Source organism: Actinoplanes sp. NPDC051633 (assembly GCF_040681735.1).
In the GTDB taxonomy this organism is placed as follows: Bacteria; Actinomycetota; Actinomycetes; order Mycobacteriales; family Micromonosporaceae; genus Actinoplanes.
In genome coordinates this window covers 1-19,898 of record NZ_JBFAZH010000020.1, presented here as the reverse complement: position 1 = coordinate 19,898, position 19,898 = coordinate 1, and the positions used below count along the sequence as shown (strand labels likewise).

Sequence of the window (19,898 nt, the reverse complement as noted above, 5' to 3'; positions counted from 1 at the left end):
AGGCGGGCCTCTTCCCGGTCTTTCTGGGTACGCAGCTCCGCCGCGTGCTCCTCGCGCTGCGCGAGCCGTTCCCGCTTGTCCATGATCAACTGCGCCAGCTGCGGTCGCCGGTCGTCGCGTAAGGACGTACCCCCAGCGGTTGTCGCCGAGGTCGTGAACAACAGACCCGCCGCCAACGCGATCAGCGGCACCCCGATCGACCAGCCCCTTTGCTTCTGTCCGCGCAGGCGGGGCCGTAGGCCACCGACGGCGCGCCGCAGCACGAGGCGCCAGGAAGGCGCACCGGTGGTGTACTCCACGCGCTACCCTCCGACGTCGTAAGTGGTTGAAGCGGAACGAAAGTTACCCCGGCGGGTGCCGGTGCGCGCGCCGCCTTGACTACGCTAGCTGTCGAACAGTATTCGCCACGGGCTGCTGACGGGGACCCCGCCGCCGCTCAGCGGGGTTGTTCGCCCTTGTTGTCCGCACAGGAGAGCGTCGTGCCGAAGTCGCAGGTTCGTAAGAAGAAGGTCTACACACCGCCGACGGACATCCGGCCGGCGGTGAACGCCAACAACAAGAAGCCGAGCCCGATGTGGCTGCCGGTCAGCGCTGTGACGCTGATCGTGCTGGGCATCGCCTGGCTGGTCGTCTACTACCTCTCGGAGCAGCAGTACCCGGTGGAGGCGTGGCGCTACTGGAACCTCGCGGTGGGCTTCGGCGCCATGGTCGCCTCGCTCGCGATCCTCGCTCGATGGCGTTGAGCGCGGGTTGGAGTCGCTTCCCAGGTGTTGTCCGAGACGCACCCCGTGGTATTTGCACTCGGGGTGCGTTTATCGCGAGAACCCCCAGGTGCGCACGTCTTACCCGCGGGTAACATAGGGCCACCGCCACATCGAGGAGGCCGTAATGGGCGCAGCGCAGATCATCGCCACCGTGCTCGCCGGGGCGATCACGCTCGTCGCTGTGGTGCTCGCGGTCCGCGCGGTCATCCAGATGACCGCGGTGATCCGCCTGGGCAAGCCCGACCCGGCCCGGTTCGCTGACAAGGGCGCCCGCACCAGGACGATGCTGGTCGAGACCCTCGGCCACACCCGCATGCTGAAGTGGACCGCCGTCGGGGCCGCGCACTGGTTCGTGATGGTCTCCTTCATGGTCCTGTTCCTCCTGGTGCTGGAGGCGTATTTCGAGGTCGTCAACCCTTCAGGCGGGTTGCCGATCGTCGGTCATTGGGTGGTCTACGGCCTGGTCACCGAGGTGATCGGTGCTCTCGGCCTGCTCGGCATCCTCTACCTGATCTATCGCCGGCAGCGGGACAAGCGGGCCAAGCGCAGCCGGTTCACCGGCTCGACGATGTGGCAGGGCTACTTCGTCGAGGCGATCATCATCGGCGTCCTGATCTGCGGTTTCCTGATCCGCGGCTTCAAGGTCGCCAACGACACGTTCGAGTTCCCGGCCTGGGCCACCCCGGTCAGCCACGGCGTCGGCGCGCTGCTGCCGGCCGCGGCCGACGGGCCGACCTGGGTCGCGCTGGTCAAGCTGATCATTTCGATGAGCTGGCTGATCACGATCGCGCTGAACGTGACGATGGGCGTGGCCTGGCACCGGTTCCTGGCGTTCCCCAACATCTTCTTCAAGCGGGCGCCGGAGAAGCCGGCCGGCTCCGGGCTGGGCGCGCTGCGGCCGATGATGAGCGAGGGCAAGCCGCTCGACTTCGAGGAGGCCGACCCCGAGAAGGACCAGTTCGGGGTCGCCCAGGTGGAGCAGTTCACCTGGAAGGGCATGCTCGACTTCAGCACCTGCACCGAGTGTGGACGCTGCCAGTCGCAGTGCCCGGCGTGGAACACCGCGAAGCCGCTCTCACCCAAGCTGCTCGTGCTCAGCCTGCGTGATCACGCGTACGCGAAGGCGCCCTATCTGCTGGCCGGTGGCGGCAAGGATCTGACCGGCGAGGAGACGGCGACCGAGGAGCAGCTGGCGGGTGTCGACGTGCTCGCGCTGGCCGAGGCCGAGCGGCCGCTGATCGGCACGGCCGGCGAGCAGGGCGTGATCGACCCCGACGTGCTGTGGAGCTGCACCACCTGCGGCGCCTGCGTCGAGCAGTGCCCGGTGGACATCGAGCATGTCGACCACATCGTCGACATGCGGCGCTACCAGGTGCTGATCGAGTCGAGCTTCCCGTCCGAGGCCGGCGTGATGCTGCGCAACCTGGAGAACAAGGGCAACCCGTGGGGCGCCCCGCAGAACACCCGCGAGGACTGGACGAAGGGCCTCGACTTCGAGGTGCCGCGGGTCGGTGAGAAGGAAGACTTCGACTACCTGTTCTGGGTGGGGTGCGCGGGGGCGTTCGAGGACCGCGCGAAGAAGACCACGCGGGCGGTGGCCAAGCTGTTGCACGAGGCCGGCGTCGACTACGCGATCCTGGGCGAGGGCGAGACGTGTACGGGTGACCCGGCGCGCCGCATCGGCAACGAGTTCGTCTTCCAGATGCTGGCCCAGCAGAACGTCGAGACCCTGCAGGAGGCTCGGGTCAAGAAGATCGTCGCCACCTGCCCTCACTGCTTCAACACCCTGGGCAACGAGTACGAGCAGCTCGGCCTCAAGGTCGAGGTCGTGCACCACACGCAGCTGCTGGCCCACCTGGTTGCCGAGGGCAAGCTGACCCCGGTCCAGCCGGTGGACGGCGGCGTGACCTACCACGACCCGTGCTACCTGGGCCGGCACAACCGCGTGTTCGACGCTCCGCGCGAGGTGCTCGGCAGCGCGATCGAGGGCGGGCTCACCGAGATGCCGCGCAACTCCGAGCGGTCCTTCTGCTGCGGCGCCGGCGGTGCCCGCATGTGGATGGAGGAGAAGATCGGCAAGCGGATCAACGTGGAGCGCACCGAGGAGGCCCTGGCGACCGGCGCGAAGACCATCGCCGTGGGCTGCCCGTTCTGCTACACGATGATCGGTGACGGCGTCACCGGCAAGGGCGAGCAGGAGAACGTCGAGGTGGTCGACGTCGCGACGGTTCTGCTGCGGTCACTCAAGCAAGAGGCTTGATTTCTGATTTCGCCGCAACCGGGCGGGCCGGTGTGCTCTTCTGTGCTTGATGATCACGAAAATGCGCTGGTCGGTCGTGGTCGCGGCGGTCGCCTTGAGCGTGCCGTCGCCGGCCCTCGCCGCCCCTCCTGACGAAACGTCCGAGCTCGGCCAGGCGATGGGCCTGCAGGCCAAGATGATCGAACGGCTCACCGGGGCGCCCCCGGTCGGCGCGCTCGACGTGTCCGACGGTTTCGTCGGCGGGTCGCCCATCGCGGCGGGTGGCAACGTGACCTGCCTCGCCGGCCTCAAGTACTGGTGCTGGGGCGCCGGGGACTCCGAGCCGGCCAAGATGGCGCTGACGCGAGAGCCGGGCGCGGTCGCCGCCGGCCGTGCGCACACGTGCGCGCTGGACTGGTTCGGCGACGGCGACGGCGGTGCCCTGTACTGCTGGGGCGACAACGCCGAGGGACAGGTCGGTGACGGGACGACGACCCCGCGTACCGCACCGGTCAAGGTCGGATCGAAGATCCTGCAGGTCGCGACCGGCGCCGATCACACCTGCGTGATCAAGGACAACCAGGACGTCGCGTGCTGGGGCCGCAACGATGTCGGCCAGCTCGGCACCGGCGCCGCCGGGGGGTCCGAGAGCACGGCTCAGCCGGTGGCCGGCCTCGGTGACGTCATCGATCTGGCCGCGGGCGGCGACACCACCTGCGCGATCGACGAGGACGGCGCCGCCTGGTGCTGGGGCTCCGACGCGGACGGGCAGGTCGGCGACGCCGCGGCCAACTCCGGGTCGACCGCCACCCCGGTCAAGGTCGACACGACCGAGGAGTTCACTCAGATCGACGTCGGTGGCCGGCATGCCTGCGCGGTGACCGAGGACGGCGCGGTCTGGTGCTGGGGGTCGGACAGCGACGGGCAGCTCGGCGACGATGCGGCGATCGCGGATCACGACGCGCCGGTCCAGGTGAAGCTGCCGCCGGCGGTCGACGTCTACACAGTCAGTGCCGGCGGCAACAGCACGTGCACGGTGACCACTCTCGGTCTGGCGATGTGCTGGGGTGACAACGACGAGGGGCAGCTGGGCGTCGGCAACCGTACCGATCGCCACGTCCCCGCCGTCGTCGACCAGAGCGCGTTGCCGGAGTCGCCGTTCCTCGCCCTGTTCGGCATGAAGGGCAGCCGGATCTACCAGATCTCGGTCGGCGACGGGCACGCGTGCGCGGTCGACATCTCGAGCAACACCTTCTGCTGGGGCGACAACGCGGACGGCCAGCTCGGCGACCGGACCACCGACGACCACGTCGTACCCGAGGCGACCGCCCTGGTGCCGGGCGCGCCGACCGCCGTGAAGGCGAAGGCCGGCAGCAAGAAGCTCGCGGTGAGCTGGACGCAGCCGGCCGATTTCGGGGTAGGCAAGCTGCAGCTCTACGGCGTCCTCGCGTTCAACCGGGAGGACGGCTCGGACTGCAGCACCGCGAAGGCCATCAGCTGCACGGTGTCCGGCCTGACCAACGGCCAGAGCTACTCCGTCTTCGCCGCCACGGTCACCGACGGCGGCCTCAGCTTCAGCGCGGCGGTGACCGGCACGCCGGTCGGACCGAAGGCGCCCGGGCAGGGCGGCGGCCTGCCGATCACCGGCCCGCCGGTCTCGCTGCTGGTGATGATCGGTGGTGCGCTGGTGGCGACCGGTCTGCTGCTGCGTCTCCGCGGGCGAAGCTAGGTGGATCAGGATCCGCCGCCGGAGTTCGCGGCGGCGGATCCGGCCACCGCGGCGGTGATGACCGCGGCCTGGATCTCGTCGATGGCCTTCTTCACCGCCGCGGCCGCCCAGTCACCCTGGCCGATCTCCTTGAGACGCACCTTGACCAGCTTGCGGTCCATGTCCGCGAAGACCTTCTTCTCCATGCCGGTGGCCGCGATCAGCGCGCAGAGCGCCGCGGTCCGCGGTTCCACCGGCCCGGACCGGTCGATCGCGGCGCGCATGCGCTGCCGGGCCTCGGTCTCCGCGACCGGCTCAACGCCATGCGCGGCCGGATACTTGGTCCGGGGGAAGACGAGCAGCACCTTCCCCTTCTCCTCGCGCACCACACCCGAGGCGACCAGCCCGGCCATCACCTGCCGGCGGGTGTCCTTCGAGAACTTCGACACCCAGTCCTTGGGCTTGCGCGGCTTGTCACCGGCGATCCGGGCCAGCGCGTCGTCCACCACGCGGTCACCGGTCGGTGTGGCATCGAGTACGACGACCTTCTTGTCGGCCACGTCGATCTTCTCGGCCAGAGCCAGCTCGAGCAGCAGCGCGCCGCCGAGGCCGTTGTCGAGATGTGTGCCGTCGGTCACCGGTGTCCCGTCGTCGTGATACGCGATCAGGGCGAACTCCTCGGGCAGGTTCATGATCCGAAGGTAACGCCGCCAGGCGAGGCGTGCGCGGCAACCAACGACGGCCGTGGTCCGGCACAATGAGGGCACAATGATGGCCGAGGTGAACCGATCATGGACGGCCTGTTCCTGACCGCGGTGCTCCCCTTGGCGGCGTTCGTGCTGCTCACGGCGGGCAACGCGTTCTTCGTGGTCGCCGAGTTCGGGCTGGTCACGGTGGACCGGGCGGAGATCGACCAGCGTGCCGACTCCGGTGACCGGCGCGCGCGTACCGTCCGGCACGCCCTGCACGAGCTGTCCTTCCAGCTTTCCGGCGCGCAGCTCGGCATCACCATCACCGCCCTGCTCACCGGCTACCTCGCCGAGCCGGCCCTGTCGCGCCTGTTCACCCCGCTGATCGAGCCGGTGGCCGGTGGCGCGACCGACACCGTCACCCATGCGCTGGCGCTGATCCTGGCCACCCTGTTGTCGATGCTGTTCGGTGAGCTCGTACCCAAGAACGCTGCTCTCGCCCGGCCGATGCGGGCCGCGCTCGCCACGTCCGCGCCGCTGCGTGCCTTCTCGCGGATCTTCCGCGGCCCGATCAGCGGGCTGAACGGCTCGGCGAACTTCCTGGTCCGCCGCCTCGGCATCGAGCCGCAGGAGGAGCTTGCCAGCGCGCGCAGCCCCGAGGAGCTGGGCCTGCTGGCCGCGATCAGTGCTCGCGCCGGCGCATTGCCCACCGAGACGGCCACCCTGCTGCGCCGCACGATCCGCTTCGGGGAGAAGAGGGCGGCGAAGGCGATGACGCCACGGGTGGACGTGGTCGGCCTCAAGACCGTCGCGAGCGTGGCCGACCTGATCGCGCTCGCCCGGGAGACCGGGCACACCCGCTTTCCGGTGTACGAGACGACACTCGACCTGGTCACCGGTGTCGCCGCGGTGCCCGACGCGCTGGGCGTCCCACCCGAGCGGCGGGCGGCCACCGCGGTCTCGTCGATCGCCCGCGAGCCGGTCTACGTGCCGGAGAGCCTCGACCTCGACAAGGTGCTGGCCGCCCTGCGCGCGGCGAAGGCCGACCTGGCCATCGTCGTCGACGAGTACGGCGGGACCGACGGCGTGGTGACCGTCGAGGACCTGGTCGAGGAGCTGGTCGGCGAGATCTCCGACGAGCACGACCTGGACTACGTGGACGCCGGCGCGCAGGAGCTGACCGCGCCCGACGGCGGCCGGACGTTCCTGGTCGACGGGCTGCTGCGCGAGGACGAGGTGGCGGAGCAGACCGGGTTCCGGCTGCCAGAGGGCCCGTACGAGACGCTCGCCGGTTTCCTGCTCGCCCGCCTCGGCCACATCCCGGAGAAGGGCGAGTCGCTCGAGGAGAACGGCTGGGAGTTCACCGTCATGCAGGTCGACCGGCACCGCATCGAGCAGGTCCGCGTCGTCGCTCCGCCACCGGAGCAGCTCGATGACTGAGCTGCTGGTCACCGCCGTGCTGCTGGTCGGCAATGCACTCTTCGTGGGCGGCGAGTTCGCGCTGATCGCGTCCCGGCGTACCGCTCTGGAACCGCTCGCCGCCACCTCGCAGCGCGCACGCTGGGCCCTCTCCGCGATGAGCCAGATCCCGCTGATGATCGCCGGCGCTCAGCTCGGCATCACGATCTGCTCGCTCGGCCTCGGCGCGATCGCCGAGCCCGCCCTGGCGCACCTGCTGGAGGTTCCGTTCGCCGCGATCGGCCTGCCCGACAACGCGGTGCACCCGGTGGCGTTCGTGCTGGCCCTGGCCATCGTGGTGTTCCTGCACACGGTGATCGGCGAGATGGTGCCGAAGAACATCACGCTGGCCGGTCCGGAGAGCTCGGCGCTGGTCCTCGGCCCGTTCATGCTGGCCTTCTGCATCGCCACCAAGCCGGTGCTGACCGCGATGCGCTGGGCGTCGCGGCAGGTGCTCGCGCTGTGGAAGATCGAGGCCACCGACGCGGTCAAGACCGTCTTCACCGCCGAGGAGCTGGCCGGCATGGTCACCCAGGCGCGCAGTGAGGGCCTGCTGGGCACCGAACAGTACGCGCGCATCCACGCCGCGCTCGGCCTCAACGACCGCACCGCTGCCGACACCCTCCGTCCCTGGTCCGGCGTCACGACGGTGGCCGACGACGTGTCGCCCGCGACGCTGGAGCAGATCGCCACCCGCAGCGGCCGGTCGCGGTTCCCGGTGGTGCAGCGGGAGAGCCGGCGCGTGCTCGGCTTCGTGCACATCAAGGACATTCTCGAGTACGAGGGCGCGCAGCGCCACCTGCCCATCCCGCCCGGCATCATCCGTCCGCTGGCCGTCGTCCCGCCGGATCGGACGCTGGCCGACCTGCTGCTCACCATGCGCCGCGACCGCCGGCACATCCTGCTGGTCAGCGACGGCCGCACCCCGCTGGGCGTGATCACCCTGGATGACGTGCTGCACGCGGTGGTCGGCGAACCGACGGTTTCTTTGTAAAACAAGCCGGGGTCGGTGTACGAGGCTTTTCGTCAATCCGGACAATAACCGCATGTCTGACAACCTCGCTCGCGTCGGCGCGGTGGCCGCCGCACTGGTCCTCGGCGTCGGCGTGGTCACGGCCGTGCACCTGACCTCCGCCTCGGCCCGCCCGCTGCTGGAGCCGGTCACGCAGCCGTCCGGGGGCGTACTCCCCAATGCCGACAGCTTCTCCGCCCACGCCCAGCCCGGCCGCGTCGGCCTCGCCGGCGTCCCGATCAGCGTGCGGTACACCTTCGACGGCGGGGTGAACCAGCCGATCGTCGACGCGCAGGGCGGGCATCAGCTGCATCCGGTCGGCCAGAACGGCGGCCGGCTCAGCCTCGTGCCGCAGGGGTCCGGCCTGGCCGTCGAGTATCCGAACCGGTGCACGATGCAGCGCGAGCGCGACTGCCCGCGGGCGATCCTCGAAGGCGTCCGCGACGACGCGCTGAACCCGGGCACGCGTCCACTCCGCTACGGCGCGTCGGTGATGATGACGCACGCCGACCTCGCCGATGGCGCGAACGTCCTGCAGAAGGGCTACTCGGTCGGTGGGGTCAGCCAGTTCAAGCTGCAGGTCGATCACCGGCAGGGGCACCCGAGCTGCGTGATCGCGTCGCGCGCCCGGATCTATCGCGCCGAGCCGCTGGTCGACGTGGCCGACGGCAGGTGGCACGACCTGACCTGCGCCCGCACGGCGAACCGGCTGGTGATGATGGTGGACGGTGCATCGCTCGCGTCGGTGCCGGTGCCCTCGTCGCTGTCCATCGCCAACGCGGAGCCGCTGCGCATCGGCGGGAAGGGCGCGAATCGCGGCAACGACCAGTTCGCCGGCCGGATCGACAACGTCTTCCTGTCGATCGCGTGACAGACTGCGGCGGTGCTGTGGGATGTCACGCCGACCGGGCCGGGTGAGTTCGAGGGGGTCGGCGAGGAGGGCCCCCGCCAGCGCATCTTCGGTGGTCACGTGGCCGCGCAGGCGCTCGCCGCGGCGCTGGCCGGGCTGCCGGACGGCTGGTCGGCCCGGTCGCTGCGCGCCCGATACGTTCGCGAGGGCCGTGGCGACACGTCGGTCGACTACCGGGTCACGCCGATCGGGGAGCGCCACCGGGCAGTGACCGCCTCGCAGGCGGGGCGGGTGATCCTCACGCTGGACGTGGCGTTCCGGTTCGCGTCCTTTGTGGCCGCCCCGGCACCGAACGGTTTCGATCCGGCCGGGTGGACCGCGTCCGACGACGATGCCGCCGCGTGGCTTGCCGAGATCGACCGCCGGGTGCCCTTCGACATCCGGTTCGACGGGCGGCCGGCGTCGGTGGCGGGGCGACGAGGCATCCCGTCCGGCGGGCATCGCTTCTGGCTGCGTACCTCCTCGCCCCTGCCGGATGCGCCGTGCCAGCACGAGTGCGCGCTGACCTACGTCTCGGACCTGCTGCTGGTCTCGACCGCCCTGGCCCGGCACGGCCTCGCCCACAACCGGCCCGGCGTGCGGGCGGCGAGCCTGGACCACGCGGTGTGGTTCCACCCGCCGTTCCGGGTCGACGACTGGCTGCTCTACGAGCAGGAGGCGCTGACGACCGACGGCGGGCGCGGACTGTGCGCGGGCCGGCTTCGCGACCCCGGCGGCCGGGTCGTCGCGTCCGTCCGCCAGGAGGTGCTGCTCCGCTCATGAGAGTCGTCGACGCCGAGTTGGCCCGGCGCCTGGTGGATGGTCAGTTCCCGGACTGGGCACCGCTGCCGCTGACGATGGTCGAGCCCGGCGGGTCGGATCACACCATCTACCGGCTCGGTTCCGAGCTGTCGGTCCGCTTTCCCCGCCACGAGGGCGCGATCGGGCAGGCCGCCAAGGAGCTGGAATGGCTGCCGCGGCTGGCGCCGCACCTGCCGCTGGCCGTCCCCTCGCCGGTCGGCGTCGGACGCCCGGATCTCGGATATCCGTGGCCGTGGGCGGTGTCGCGCTGGCTGCCCGGCTCGGTGGCGACGGTGGCCGAGCTGGGCTCCTCCGTACCCGTGGCTCGTGAACTCGCTGCGTTCCTGACCGCCCTGCAGAGCATCCCGACGCCGTCCGCCACCGGTCTCGCCGGCCGCTCACTGTCCGAACGGGACGAGCGGATCAGGTCGGACATCGCGGCGGTGGCCGGTGTCTTCGACGAGGCGGCGCTGACCGCGGTGTGGGAGGCGGCGCTGGCCTGCCCGCCGTGGGACAGGCCGCCCGTCTGGTTCCACGGCGACTTCCACACCGGCAACCTGCTGACGGTCGACGGCCGGGTCAGCGCGGTGATCGACTTCGGCGGCCTCGGCGTGGGTGACCCGGCGTGCGACCTGATGATGGCGTACACGCTGATGGACCCGCCCCCGCGAGCGGCCTTCAGAGCGGCTCTGCCGCTCGACGAGCAGACATGGGTACGCGGCCGCGGCATAGCGCTGGCCGCCGGCCTCAGTGCCTACACCGCCTACGCCGCGACGAATCCGCACATCGCCGCCGCCACCACCCGCCAGATCAGTGCGGCGCTGGCCGGCTGACTACGCCGCCAGCTCCTCCCGGATCACCTCGACGAACGTGTCGACGTCGGCCTCCGTCGTGTCGAAGGCGGTCATCCAGCGCACCTCGCCCGCCGCGCGGTTCCAGTCGTAGAAGCGGACCCTCTCGCGGATCCGGTCCGCCGCGTCGTTGGCGAGGACCGCGAAGACGGCGTTCGCCTGCGTCGGCCGGCTGAAGGTGAGCCCTTCGGTGTGCTCGAGCGCCGCCCGCAGCCGGGCCGCCATCGCGTTGGCGTGACCGGCCGAGCGCAGGTAGAGGTCGTCCTCGAAGAGCGCCAGCAGCTGCGCGCTGACGAAGCGCATCTTCGAGGCCAGCTGCATGTTGAGTTTGCGCAGGTAGATGAGCCCGTCCGACACCGTCGGGTCGAGTACGACGATCGCCTCGCCGAAGAGGATGCCGTTCTTCGTGCCGCCGAAGCTCAGGATGTCGACGCCCGCGTCGGTGGTGAACTCCCGCAGCGGCACGCCCAGCGCCGCCGCCGCGTTGGCGAGGCGGGCACCGTCCATGTGCAGCCGCATGCCCTTGTCGTGGACGTGGTCCGCGATCGCCCGGATCTCCTCGGCGGTGTAGAGCGTGCCCAGCTCGGTGGTCTGGGTGATGCTGACGACGAGCGGCTGGGCGCGGTGCTCGTCGCCGAAGCCCCAGGCCTCCCGGTCGATCAGCTCCGGCGTGAGTTTCCCGTCGGGCGTCGCGATCGGCAGCAGCTTGAGGCCACCGACGCGCTCCGGCGCGCCGTTCTCATCGGTGTGGATGTGCGCGGTGCTCGTGGTGACGACCGCACCCCAGCGCGGCAGCAGGCTCATCAGCGCGGTCACGTTGGCGCCGGTCCCGTTGAACACCGGGAACACGTCGGCCCGGCCGCCGAAGTGCTCGCGCATGACGTCGGCCAGCCGCTGGGTGTAGACGTCCTCCCCGTACGAGATCTGGTGCCCCTCGTTGGCCTCGGCGATGGCCGCGAGCACCTCGGGGTGCGCCCCGGCGTAGTTGTCGCTGGCGAACCCGCGGTGGCCCGCGTCGTGGAGCCGCTTCACGCGTCGGCCAGCAGCACTTCGGCGACCGCCGCCCACTCCGCACGCGGGAGGCCGGTCCGCGGCTCCACCGGCAGGACCTGCACGGCCACGTGGTCCGCGCCGGCGTCCAGGTGGGCGTCGACGCCGCGCTTCACCGCGGGCCCGTCCCCCCAGGCGACCAGGGTGTCGACCCAGCGGTCACTGCCGTCCCCGGCGAAGTCGGCGTCGGTCAGGCCGTACCGCCGTAGGTTGTTCAGGTAGTTCGGCAGTCTCAGATACTGCTTGGTGCCGCGCCGCCCGGCCGCCCGGGCCTGCCGCTCGTCGGTGCCGAGGACGACCTTCTGCTCCGGGATCAGGAGCTTGCCGAGGCCGGGACTCAGGATGGCGCGAGCGTCGGCGGTGTGGGCCGCGGGCACCAGGTACGGCAGGGCGCCGGCGGTCCGGGTCGCTGCCAGCTCGAGTGCCTTCGGGCCCAGGGCGGCGATCATCAGCTCTTCGGCCGGGACCCGGTCGCCCAGCGCGTCGAGGAACTGGCGGAGCCGGCTGAGCGGCCGCACGTACGCCTGACCTTGCGCCTCCGCGGTCGGCGCGTGCCCCGACCCGACGCCCAGGTAGAAGCGGCCCGGATGGCTGTCGCGGATGCGCTGGTGCGACGTGGCGAGAACGGCCGGGTCGGCACTCCAGATGTCGACGATGCTGGTGCCGACGACCAGCGACGTGGTGCCGGCCAGGACCGCCTCGGGCAGGCGCAGATCGTCGGGCGGGCTGCCGCCGATCCAGAGCGACCCGTACCCGAGTGCCTCGACCTCGGCGGCCGCGGCTGCGATCGCGGACGACTCGGCGGGCCAGCTCCGCCGGGAGACCCACAGGCCATAGCGACTGTTCACCATGCCGACTGTACGACCACGGCGGCTTTGGCAGACTCGGTGACGACCTTGAGGAGAGACGATGATCGGCACCTTGCGCTCGGTGGTGCTCGACGCACCCGACATCCGGCGGCTCGCCGCTTTCTACACCGCGCTCGGCGGGTGGACCGAGCAGTACGCCGAGGACGACTGGATCTCGATGGTGACCGGGGACGGGTGGCGCATCGCCGTCCAGCACAGTCCCGATCATGTGCCGCCGCGTTGGCCGGACCCGGCGTACCCGCAGCAGGCGCACCTCGACCTGCGCGTGCCGGACCTGGACGCCGGCGCGGACAAGGCGATCGGGCTGGGCGCCGAGCTGTTGCGCCGGAACGAGAGCTGGTACACGCTGGCCGACCCGGCCGGGCACCCGTTCGACCTGTGCCTCTTCCCTGCAAAGCAGGAAACCACGGTGATGTGTGTGATGCTCGACTGCCCGGACGCCAAGGAGCTGAGCGCGTTCTACGCGGAACTTCTCGGCAAGCCCGTCACGTACGAGGGCGACGGCATGGCGATGATCGGCGAGGACGGGGCCCAGCCGGTGATGTTCCAGCAGATCACCGACTACCACGCGCCGCGGTGGCCGGATCCGGCGTATCCGCAGCAGTTCCACCTCGACGTGACGGTCGGCGCCGACGACATCGACGCGGCCGAGTCGGCGGTGCTGAAGCTGGGCGCGACGTCGCTGTCCGCGAGCGGCGACGGCTGGCGGGTGTACGCCGACCCGGCCGGCAAACCGTTCTGCCTCTGCTGGGACTGACGGCCCGGGCCGGGGTAGCGCGACCCTTGGTCCACTCCATACACTCCGGCTGCGGCGCTTCGACGGGCGCCGATGGCATCACGGGGGAACGTTGTGGGACATCGCCGAGGCCGCATTCTCGCCTGCCTGCTGATTGCTGCGGTCGCGGGCGGCCTGTCGATCGCTGAGGGCGCCGGGGCCGTCAGCCAGGGCACACCGGCCGAGGCCGGCAGCTATCCGTTCGCCGCGCGCGTCGACATGGGCACGCTCAGCGGCTGCAGTGCGGTCCTGGTCGATCCGGGCTGGCTGCTGACCGCCAAGAGCTGCTTCGCCGGCCCGGACGGCAGCGTCGCGGCCGGCCCGCCGCCGCAGAGCGCCACCGCCATCATCGGCCGGGCCGACATCAACGGCACGGGCGGTCACGTGACGCGGATCGTCGAGGTGATTCCCCACCCGGACCGGGACGTGGCGCTGGCCCGGCTGGACACCCGGGCTGCGGGGATCGCGCCGGTCCCGCTGGGTGCCGCGCCGGCGGTGGGCGAGACGTTGCGCGTCGCCGGGTACGGCCGCACCGACACCACCTGGGTGCCCGACCGTCTGCACACCGCCGTCACCGAGGTGCGGGAGGTGGCGGCGGACACCGTCGCCGACACGCTCCAGGCTGGTGCAGCGCTGTGCAAGGGCGACGCCGGTGGTCCGGCCCTGCGCGAGACCGGTGGGCGCATCGAGCTGGTCGGCCTCGCCAGCCGGTCCGAGCAGGGCGGCTGCCTCGGCGAGACGAGCACCGGCCAGGGCGCCGTTCACGCCCGCGTGGACGATCTGGGCGGCTGGATCGGACGGGTGGCGCCCGCGCTGGTGCCGCAGTCGCAGATGACGGTGCGTTCGGTGGACTCCGAGGAGACCGCCGCGCTGAACGGCCGCGGCACGAACGTGCTGGACGGCAACCCCGCGACGTACTGGCACACCCGCTACAGCGGCACCGTGGCGCCGGTGCCGCACGAGATCCAACTCGACCTGGGCGCGGCCCGGGCGGTGACCGATCTCTACTACCAGCCCCGCACCGACGCGAGCCCGAACGGCCGCATCGGCCGCTACGAGGTCTACGTCTCGGCCAGCGGCAGCTCGTGGGGCACCCCGGTGGCCACCGGCACGCTGCCGAACACCACCGCGACGCAGCACCTCCGGTTCTTGCCCAAGACCGGCCGCTACCTGCGGCTGCGTGCTCTCAGCGAGGTCAACGGCAACGCGTGGACCAGCATCGCGGAACTGAACGTCGGCTACGTCACCGGCGTGCCCGGGGTCACCGTGCGATCGGCGGACAGCGAGGAGACCGCCGCGCTGAACGGCCGCGGCGCCAATGTGCTGGACGGCAACCCGGCCACGCTGTGGCACACCCGCTACAGCGGCGGCACGATCGCGCCGATGCCGCACGAGATTCAGCTCGACCTCGGCGGCTCGTACCCGGTGACCGACCTCTATTACCAGCCGCGCACCGACACCAGCCCGAACGGCCGGATCGGCCGCTACGAGGTGTACGTGTCGGCGGACGGCATCAACTGGGGCGCGACGGTGGCCAGCGGCACGTTCACGAACTCCACGGCACTGCAGGTTGCCCGGTTCCCGGCGACGACCGGCCGGTACGTGCGGCTGCGCGCCCTCAGCGAGGTGGGCGGCAACCAGTTCACCAGCGTCGCCGAGCTGGGCGCCGGCATCGCGCGGGGCGGCCTGGCCCCGTCGCTGCGGGTGAGCTCGGTGGACAGTGAGGAGACCGCGGCGATGAACGGCCGGGGTACGAACGTGCTGGACGGCAACCCGGCGACGCTGTGGCACACCCGCTACTCCGGCACGGTGGCCGAGATGCCGCACACCATTCAGCTCGACCTGGGCGCCGTCCACCCGGTGACCGAGCTGTTCTACCTGCCCCGCACGGACGCCAGCGCGAACGGCCGAATCAAGGACTACGAGGTGTACGTCTCAACCGACGGAGTGACGTGGGGCGCACCGGTGGCAACCGGCACGTTCGCCAACACCACGACACTGCAGAGCGCCCGCTTCCCAGCAACCTTCGGCCGCTACGTGCAGCTGAAGGCGCGCACCGAGGTGAACAACAACAAGTTCACTTCGGTGGCAGAGCTGACCGTGGGCCTGGAGGCCCCCTTCACCAGCTAGCCACCAGTACGTAAGCGGCCACAACCACCAAACGGCGCAAAGCCGAATCGCACGGCAGGGCAAAATCCGTGGTAGGAACCGGCATCGTGGCCAACCCGGTGATGGGGAGTCGCGGGGGGTTCCACCGGAGTCGACTTCGACGGGGGAGTCGAAGGCGAGGCGGTTGCCGAATCGTGGGGGTCTGGGGGCTCGGCCCCCAGGCAGATATGCGAGAAGGCCCGGGTCCGCGCCTTCCGCGGACACAGGCCTCCGCCGCCGAGCGGGTGACGGGAATCGAACCCGCACTGTCAGCTTGGGAATCGGTTGTCTGCCAATGTGTGCCCGCAGCACATTAGGGCGCTGAGCGTCAGTGCTGAGGGGCATACGTCGCCGCGGACGCCCCTGTTGACCCCTGTTACCCCACCCATCGGGCACAGTACGGGCACGTACGGCAGGGTCTGTACACCTAAGGGCTAACAGCGACGTCGTCCGACCGCGCCGCAGGCCAGACCAGTGCCTCCAAGCAGCCGTCGATGGCTCCGGTAAGCCGCTCCTGTGCCGTACGTCGGTGCTGTAGGGCCATCACGGGCTTCAGAACACGATCATGGGTTGCGAGGCGCGTTCGTACTGATGTATGCAAGGACCAACGTATGCCTACGGCACACTGCTAGGACGGAGTCACGTGAAGGTCACTCACCGCTGTAAGTCCGACCACGGCCAGACATCAAGCTGGAAGAGGTCCGACACGCAGTGGAAGGAATCGCCTCGAGTCCAAGCAAGAAGTATGGTAAGGACATGAGCCGACCATCCGATTCGCGGGTATGTCGGTGAACTCGCGCATGCCGGGCCACCTCGCCGGAGATCTGGAGGCCCTCGATTACTCTGGTCACCAGGGCCTCGTTACGTCGGAATCAGTGGTGGATTCCGGTCCGAGGGACTACGTGTGGCGAGACCTTTACAACAAAGTCGGCCTAGAGGCCGCGTTTTTCCACGACGGCGTCCCCCTCGTCGCATTCAGCGCTGAGTCCAGCCAGGAAGGGCTGCTTGGTCTCCGGAAGCGCTTATGGAACTATGGTCGGGTACCGCTCCTAATTAATAGCACTGAAGACTCGGTAACAGCGTTCAATGCCGTTACGAAACCCGCAACTACCCCCCAGGAAATGAGTGCTACTCTCGCGAGTGCAGAAAGAGCGCATATAGCTGCGGGCATCATGCAGGCCTATCGACGCTCCGAAGTGAGCTCCGGCGCATTCGCAAGGAGCAACGAAAGGTCGTACGCTGCGGCGTCACGCGTAGACATGGCACTGCTGCAGAATTTAGCGCAGCTAAGGCAAACGATACCTGAGGGAAATCCTACACGTCGGCAGGCCCTTGATGTCGTGGTGGGTGGATCGCTAGTTGCCAGTTACCTCGCAGACCGTGGCATTCTAAACGCCGACCACTTGCGGGAGTTGACCGCTTTTCCTGATCTTCAGGCCGTATTGCTTGCAGGTCGCGGGCCCGCGCAGGCCCTATTTGAAGGGCTGGCCGCCCGCTTCAACGGTGATGTCTTTGGTCCAGTACCCGAGATGCTGCAATTCCTTGAAGACGCGGATATCGACGGCGTTGCTGCACTCTTGCGCGGTGACGACCTGCTTACCGGGCAACAGTCGCTTTGGCCCTTCGACTTCTCCGTACTGCCGGCAGATTTGGTCAGCAGCATCTATGAGCAGCTTCTTGAGGATAGCCGCTCCACGGACAGCGCTTACTACACGCCCAAGTTCTTGGTCGACACGCTACTTGATGAAATTGTTCCGTGGCGAGGCGACGGTCAGTTAAAGCTGATTGACTTGGCCTGTGGCAGCGGCGCCTTCATGACCGAGGCTTTCCGCCGCCTCGTTTACCGGCAACGGACTCGCGTAGGTAGAGAGCTTACCTATGAGGAACTTCAACGAATCCTGCTCGACAACGTCTTCGGCGTAGAGTTGAACATCGACTCTGCGCGAATCGCGGTGTTCGGTTTGTACCTAGCCCTTCTTGAGGAGCTGGATCCTCCAACTATTTGGGATACTGCGGTACTACCGAGGTTACTGGGCAAAAATGTCGTGGTTTCGGATGCGTTCGAAGACCATGCTTTGGCATCCGCACGCTTCGACGCAGTTGTAAGCAACCCACCTTGGAAGAGCCGGTTAACCCCCGCAGCGGAACGCTTCGTAGCCGAGGAGCGGCGACCTGTAGCAGACAAGCAGATTGCACAGGCCTTTCTGTGGCTAGCCGCGAAGTACTTAAGGCCAGGTGGTTCTCTGGGCCTCATCATGCCGTCGAAGCCCTTGTTGCACAACAGGTCGACGGCGGCACAAAGCTTCAGGTCCGCACTGTTCGAAGAACTCAACGTACGCGCAATCGTTGACCTCTCCGCCGTTCGGCGATCCATTTTCGCAACAGCCATCGCACCAGCAGCAGTTATCGTGGCTTCGACGCCAGAGGAATCCTTGCCGTGCCCGCCGGATACACGCTCAGCCACCGAGATTGTTTATGTTGCTGCGCATCCAAGGCCGATGAGCGCCACAACGGATGCCTTGGTAATCACGCCCGAGGAGGTGAGACCTGTAAGCTACCGGCAAGCGCTACACCGGCCCGATTTATGGAAGGTCTTGCTCTGGGGTAGTCAGCGCGACCTAGAACTTCTGGACCGATTGAGGCTTAAGTTTCCGAGCACAGAGCAAGTTGCTTCAGAGCGCGGCTGGACATACGGTCAGGGCTACCAGGTCGGCGGCGGCGACAGCAATGATGCCTCGCATCTGTTCGGATTGCCAATCATCCCTACAGAGGCCGTAACGCATTTGCGGTTGAATACCTCGGAGTTTGAGGAGTTCACGCTGCCCACACTTCACCGCCCTCGAGACCCTCAGTTGTTCCGAGGGCCGCATGTCTTAGTTCGGCGAACCATGGTGGACGGGCGCCTGGCGGCTGCTCTCGTTGACCAAGACGCAGTATTTCCCAACGGGACACTAGGCTTTGCTGGCCCTGGCGACCGTCCGTTGTTGATGGCATTGGCTGCAACGATCGTCTCATCGCTGGGGAACTACTTCCACTTCATGACGAGTGCGTCGTGGGGCGTAGAGCGGGACTTCGTCGAATTGAACGAACACCTGTCGTTGCCGCTTGCTACCCCAAGCGCTTCGCAATCGAGTGAGCTGGCCCGACTATTTACTCTTGCGCAGGACGGGCAACTCCCAAATGTTCGCGAAGCGATTGATGATGTCGTGTTCAATATGTATGAATTGTCTAATGCGGACCGCGCGCGGGTCCTCGACCGACTAGGATCCGGCCTAGAAAGATTTCGTAGGCCGCGAGCCAACTCCGTGCCGGTCAGTGATGCGACGCTCTCGCGATACGCAAACACAATTCACGAAGCCCTCACGGCAACTCTACTTGATCTCTACGTAGAGACTCAGATACACAAGGGTGGGCCGTACCGCACCGTTACCGTGACGTTGACTGATGGCGCTCCGCCCTCACGAGACGCACGACCTGTAATGCCGCAGGTCGACATGCAGAGGATCGTCGAAATGAACGCTGGTTTCGGAACTGGGGCTAGCGGCGTTGTAGCCGAGCCAGCTGGGTTCTTTATCGAGGCAGATACCGTGTATGTGGTGAAGACTGCAGACCCCGATCGATGGTCGATAGACTCTGCACTCGACGACGCTGAGCGGATCCTGACCGCATTGGCCTTCGGTAGCTGACTTGCTAAGAGGACTTCGAGCTCAAGTTACCGGTAGACTTGCGCTTAACCTACAGAATCGGGTAGCTGCCGGCGTCGACCGCCTTGTGAGTGATTTGCTGGTGGCGGCAGCATTATTGTGGGAGAAAGACGGGTTTAACCGGTGGGATGACGGAGAGATCGCTTGCACGGTGAGGATGTTCGACTGCGCGTTACGCGTAATGGAAAGCGATGCCGTGCGGTGGGCTCTTATCCATGTGCAATACGACGGTCCGCAGCCTACCCTGGCGATGCGAACGGGCCACGCTGATCCGTCTAGAGCGCCGCGCCCAGACATGAATATCCGGCTGGGGACCGCGCTTGTTCACGTGGAGGCTAAGCGACTACACGTGAGAGATGGCCTGCCTAAGGACTACGTCAAGAAAGGCATGATCCGCTTCATCGATGGCCGATATCCCGCAGCAGGACACAACATCGGCGCAATGCTGGCCTATTTGCTTAAGGATTCACCGCAAGATTCGCTTCAAGCGGTTAATGGAGTGATCAGCCGGGAGCAGGCACTTGGACAATCGCACCTGCTAGGCAACTCGACCCAGGCTGCCCCAAGGTTATCAATTCATATCAGCAGCCATGGAAGCAAACTGCGCTTGTTCCATCACCTTCTCGACATGCGTTGAGAGATAACACAGTCGATCGTCCGCTCGGCCGTGGCCCGCTAGGCGCTGCTGGCTCTGAAGTTGCACCTACGCATGGCTCCCAGTAGCAGCGGGCGAGGGTGGTTGCGCCGGCCGCTATCCGACACTCCCATTACGGCCATGCCCACGGGAGATCATCGACGGCCTCTGGCTTAGCCGGATCAGGCAAGCCCCTTGCGGTTGTCTCAGCAGCCCCGCCATCCCGTCGGCCTTCGTCCACACATCGTGGAGCGGACAGGGCCTGCCTGGCCAAGGTGGAGCACCCTACGTCTGACCGACCTTGGCC

At 68.2% G+C, this 19,898-nt stretch carries 15 protein-coding genes and 1 pseudogene; 12 read left to right on the top strand and 4 right to left on the bottom strand.

Annotated elements, in window-relative coordinates; genetic code table 11:
• A pseudogene (locus tag AB0M20_RS02660) lies at nucleotides 1-299 on the bottom strand (hypothetical protein); the annotation flags it as partial.
• 180 nt (nucleotides 300-479) lie between these two features.
• Here AB0M20_RS02660 and AB0M20_RS02655 point away from each other — a divergent pair.
• The 3 genes from AB0M20_RS02655 (at nucleotide 480) to AB0M20_RS02645 (ending at nucleotide 4,732) form a co-directional block, all read left to right on the top strand.
• Complete coding sequence (locus AB0M20_RS02655) at nucleotides 480-743, top strand: cell division protein CrgA (protein ID WP_364292564.1); 264 nt, start codon at nucleotides 480-482, stop codon at nucleotides 741-743.
• Between the two features lie 145 nt (nucleotides 744-888).
• A complete protein-coding gene (locus tag AB0M20_RS02650) occupies nucleotides 889-3,024 on the top strand; it encodes a (Fe-S)-binding protein (protein WP_364292561.1) in 2,136 nt (711 codons plus the stop codon).
• Nucleotides 3,025-3,085: 61 nt separating this feature from the next.
• Entirely contained in the window at nucleotides 3,086-4,732 is a 1,647-nt protein-coding gene (locus AB0M20_RS02645; RefSeq protein ID WP_364292558.1) for a hypothetical protein, read from the top strand.
• A 5-nt stretch (nucleotides 4,733-4,737) separates the two neighbouring features.
• Here the strand turns inward: AB0M20_RS02645 and AB0M20_RS02640 are convergent, their stop codons facing one another.
• Nucleotides 4,738-5,403 (bottom strand): GPP34 family phosphoprotein, encoded by a 666-nt coding sequence (locus AB0M20_RS02640; RefSeq protein ID WP_364292555.1) that lies wholly within the window; start codon nucleotides 5,401-5,403, stop codon nucleotides 4,738-4,740.
• A 99-nt stretch (nucleotides 5,404-5,502) separates the two neighbouring features.
• On the opposite strand from AB0M20_RS02640, the gene AB0M20_RS02635 reads away from it, so the two are divergent.
• From AB0M20_RS02635 to AB0M20_RS02615, 5 genes are read left to right on the top strand one after another with little or no spacing between them, the layout of a single operon-like run.
• Nucleotides 5,503-6,840 carry a hemolysin family protein gene (locus tag AB0M20_RS02635; protein ID WP_364292552.1) on the top strand — a complete coding sequence of 446 codons (1,338 nt, stop codon included), beginning with the start codon at nucleotides 5,503-5,505 and terminating at the stop codon, nucleotides 6,838-6,840.
• Complete coding sequence (locus AB0M20_RS02630) at nucleotides 6,833-7,852, top strand: hemolysin family protein (RefSeq protein WP_364292549.1); 1,020 nt, start codon at nucleotides 6,833-6,835, stop codon at nucleotides 7,850-7,852. Before AB0M20_RS02635 ends, AB0M20_RS02630 begins: the two co-directional genes overlap by 8 nt.
• A gap of 52 nt (nucleotides 7,853-7,904) precedes the next feature.
• Nucleotides 7,905-8,741, top strand: coding sequence for a LamG-like jellyroll fold domain-containing protein (locus AB0M20_RS02625; protein WP_364292546.1), 837 nt, complete (start codon nucleotides 7,905-7,907; stop codon nucleotides 8,739-8,741).
• Nucleotides 8,742-8,753: 12 nt separating this feature from the next.
• Nucleotides 8,754-9,542, top strand: coding sequence for a hypothetical protein (locus AB0M20_RS02620; RefSeq protein ID WP_364292543.1), 789 nt, complete (start codon nucleotides 8,754-8,756; stop codon nucleotides 9,540-9,542).
• Nucleotides 9,539-10,393, top strand: coding sequence for an aminoglycoside phosphotransferase family protein (locus AB0M20_RS02615; RefSeq protein WP_364292540.1), 855 nt, complete (start codon nucleotides 9,539-9,541; stop codon nucleotides 10,391-10,393). Before AB0M20_RS02620 ends, AB0M20_RS02615 begins: the two co-directional genes overlap by 4 nt.
• On the opposite strand, the gene AB0M20_RS02610 is transcribed toward AB0M20_RS02615, so the two are convergent.
• Together AB0M20_RS02610 and AB0M20_RS02605 are read right to left on the bottom strand one after the other, a co-directional pair.
• Complete coding sequence (locus tag AB0M20_RS02610; protein WP_364292537.1) at nucleotides 10,394-11,443, bottom strand: beta-eliminating lyase-related protein; 1,050 nt, start codon at nucleotides 11,441-11,443, stop codon at nucleotides 10,394-10,396. It abuts the gene before it with no gap.
• A complete protein-coding gene (locus tag AB0M20_RS02605; RefSeq protein WP_364292534.1) occupies nucleotides 11,440-12,309 on the bottom strand; it encodes a TIGR03620 family F420-dependent LLM class oxidoreductase in 870 nt (289 codons plus the stop codon). Before AB0M20_RS02605 ends, AB0M20_RS02610 begins: the two co-directional genes overlap by 4 nt.
• A 61-nt stretch (nucleotides 12,310-12,370) precedes the next feature.
• Between AB0M20_RS02605 and AB0M20_RS02600 the strand changes: the two genes are divergently transcribed.
• The 4 genes from AB0M20_RS02600 to AB0M20_RS02585 all read left to right on the top strand — a co-directional run bounded on the left by AB0M20_RS02600 (nucleotide 12,371) and on the right by AB0M20_RS02585 (nucleotide 19,594).
• Nucleotides 12,371-13,087, top strand: a complete 717-nt coding sequence (locus AB0M20_RS02600; protein WP_364292531.1) for a VOC family protein — start codon at nucleotides 12,371-12,373, stop codon at nucleotides 13,085-13,087.
• A gap of 93 nt (nucleotides 13,088-13,180) precedes the next feature.
• Nucleotides 13,181-15,235, top strand: coding sequence for a discoidin domain-containing protein (locus tag AB0M20_RS02595; RefSeq protein WP_364292528.1), 2,055 nt, complete (start codon nucleotides 13,181-13,183; stop codon nucleotides 15,233-15,235).
• 1,277 nt (nucleotides 15,236-16,512) lie between these two features.
• Nucleotides 16,513-18,939 carry an N-6 DNA methylase gene (locus tag AB0M20_RS02590; protein ID WP_364292525.1) on the top strand — a complete coding sequence of 809 codons (2,427 nt, stop codon included), beginning with the start codon at nucleotides 16,513-16,515 and terminating at the stop codon, nucleotides 18,937-18,939.
• An 85-nt stretch (nucleotides 18,940-19,024) separates the two neighbouring features.
• Nucleotides 19,025-19,594 (top strand): hypothetical protein, encoded by a 570-nt coding sequence (locus tag AB0M20_RS02585; RefSeq protein ID WP_364292522.1) that lies wholly within the window; start codon nucleotides 19,025-19,027, stop codon nucleotides 19,592-19,594.
• The last annotated feature ends 304 nt before the right edge of the window (nucleotides 19,595-19,898 follow it).